Origin of the sequence: Longimicrobium sp. (assembly GCF_036387355.1) — a bacterium.
Taxonomy (GTDB): domain Bacteria; phylum Gemmatimonadota; class Gemmatimonadetes; order Longimicrobiales; family Longimicrobiaceae; genus Longimicrobium.
In genome coordinates, this window is the sequence record NZ_DASVTX010000553.1 from 1 (window position 1) to 2,589 (window position 2,589).

Here is a 2,589-nt window from a genome sequence, read left to right on the forward strand (position 1 = left end):
CAGGTGCTGCGGGCGCTGGTACACGAAGTCCCAGCGCAGATGCGAAAAGCAGAGCAGGTCAGAGCTGGACGCGCGGTCGCCGGAGGGGCTGGCGGAAGCCTTCTGCATGCGTGGTTCGGGGGCCGGAGGCGCGCGCGGCCGGGTCGGGAGCGGCAGGCTCGCCGATCCTCCCGGACGCAGATTGGGCCTGCGCCACCGGGCAATGGTTGTGCCGACGTGTTCGCCGTGTACAAGGTTTGGGCGACGTGGTGATTCGGGACCGCACACCTTCCGCCAGCGCGTGAACAACTTCAATCTCCAACAGAGACACGGAGACACAGAGTAGGACATCCACAATGGCTGGCCGTCGATTGTCTTCCGTTGCTGTCCGCGCCCCCGCGTCTCTGCGTGATGGTCTTCGGTTGCGGTTCCTCTGTGGCTCCGTGCCTCCGTGTGCGCAATTCCTGTTTTGATCCGTGGCTGAAAGCGCCGTGGCGCGGGGCGTGCGCAGTGCCGCGCGGCCAACTCTCTCCCCCGCACGGATGGAATGCCTCACGTCTGCCTTCTGACCGACAGCCTGGAGCCCTCGGGCGTCGGGCGGCACATGCTGCTGCTGGCGCGCGCCCTGCGCCGCGCGCACCGCGTTTCGCTCGTCTGCCCGTCATCCCCCGAAGGCGACCGGCTGCTGGCCAGGGCACGGCGGATGGGGATCGGCGCGGCGGCCATCACGGTGCGCGCGGCGGCGGACGAGCAACCCTTTGCCGCGTGGCTGCGCTCCAACGCGGTCGATCTGCTGCACGTGCATGCCGGGGTAGGATGGGAGGGGCACCACGCCGTGTACGCGGGGCCCGTCGCCGGCATCCCCGTGGTGCGCACGGAGCACCTGCCGTACGTCATCACCGACGCGGAACAGGTGCGTGACCACGCGGCCGTCGCGGCCCGCTGCGCCCGCATCATCTGCGTGTCGCGCGCGGCGAGGGACAGCTACGCCCGGGCCGGGTTCGCGCCGGAGATCCTTCGCGCGGTGCACAACGGCATCGCCCGGCCGCGCGCGCCGCGCCGCTCCGCCGCCGAGGTCCGCGCGGAGCTGGGGCTGCCGGAGGACGCACGCGTGCTGCTGACCGTGGCGCGCTTTACCGCGCAGAAGGGGCACGCGCACCTGCTGGACGCCGTTCCCGCCGTGCTTGCCGCGGAGCCGCGCGCCCGCTTCGTGTGGGTGGGCGACGGGCCGCTGCGCGCCTCCATCCAGCGCCGCGCGCGGGAGATGGGCGTCAGCGAGGCGATCATCATCCCCGGAACGCGAGGCGACGTGCCGGAACTGATGGGGGCGGCGGAGCTGTGCATCCTGCCGTCGCTGTTCGAAGGGCTGCCGCTGGTGGCGCTGGAGGCGATGGCGATGGGCGTGCCGGTGATCGGCACGGACGTGTGCGGCACCGCCGAGGCCGTGCGCGACGGACGGACGGGCCTGCTCGTTCCCGCGGGAGACGCGGGCGCGCTTGCGGAGGCGATCCGCGCGGCGCTGGCGGACCCGGAGGCGCTGCGGCGGTGGGGGCGCGCGGGGCGGGCGCGGGTGCGGCGCCGGTTCACGGCCGAACGCATGGCCGCGCGCACCGCCCGCGTGTACCGCGCCGCGCTGGCGGAATCAGGTGTTCCGGCCGGGCGGGCTTGATCGCACACGCAAGCCGCCCCACTTTGATCGCATCAACCACTGACCACACCCGCCACGCGCGCCCGGCATTCACCGGACGCCGCGGGCGGGGATTCCCGCCGCGCAAACGGGCCCTGCCGGTCTTCGGCGCGCCCGCCGCGGCACACTCCGATGGAGGCTGCATGATTCCATCCCCTGTCCGCGGGCTCGCGGCGGCGCTGATGCTCGCGGGGGCCGCGACGTCCGCGTCCGCCCAGGGCACCTCGACCGTCAACTTTCCGTTCGAGACGTACCGCCTGCAGAACGGCCTGCGCGTGGTTCTGGCGCCGGACCGCAACACCCCCGTGGTGGCCGTGAACCTCTGGTACGACGTCGGCAGCCGCAACGAGCGGCAGGGGCGCACCGGCTTTGCGCACCTGTTCGAGCACATGATGTTCGAAGGCTCCGAGAACGCGCCCAAGGGCGACCACTCGCGCCTGCTGCAGGCCGCCGGCGCCACGGGGCTCAACGCCTCCACCGCCGAGGACCGCACCAACTACTTTCAGGTGGTGCCGCCCAACCGGCTGAACCTGGCGCTGTGGCTGGAAAGCGACCGCATGCGCTCGCTCAAGGTGGAGCCCGCGCAGCTGGCCAACCAGCAGGAGATCGTAAAGGAAGAGCGGCGCCTGCGCGTGGACAACGCGCCGTACACCCGCTCGCTGCTGCGCGCCACCTCCACCGGCATCTACAGCGCCGAGGGGTGCTTTCCGTACGCGCACGAGGTCATCGGCAGCATGGAAGACCTGAACGCCGCGCGCATCGAGGACGTGCAGCAGTTCTTTCGCACCTACTATGCGCCCAACAACGCCACGCTGACGCTGGTGGGCGACTTTGACCCCGCGGCGGCGCGGCAGATGGTGCAGCAGTACTTCGGCGCGATTCCGCGGGTGGAAACGCCGCCGCGCCCCGAGTGCCCGCGCCCG

General features: G+C 71.9%; 2 protein-coding genes. Both read left to right on the forward strand.

Annotation, left to right across the window (positions count from 1 at the left end; translation table 11 throughout):
* Positions 1-526: 526 nt before the first annotated feature.
* Positions 527-1,648 carry a glycosyltransferase family 4 protein gene (locus VF665_RS23945; RefSeq protein WP_331056009.1) on the forward strand — a complete coding sequence of 374 codons (1,122 nt, stop codon included), beginning with the start codon at positions 527-529 and terminating at the stop codon, positions 1,646-1,648.
* 161 nt (positions 1,649-1,809) lie between these two features.
* Positions 1,810-2,589 (forward strand): pitrilysin family protein (locus VF665_RS23950; protein WP_331056010.1); only part of this gene is annotated, 780 nt, incomplete at its 3' end.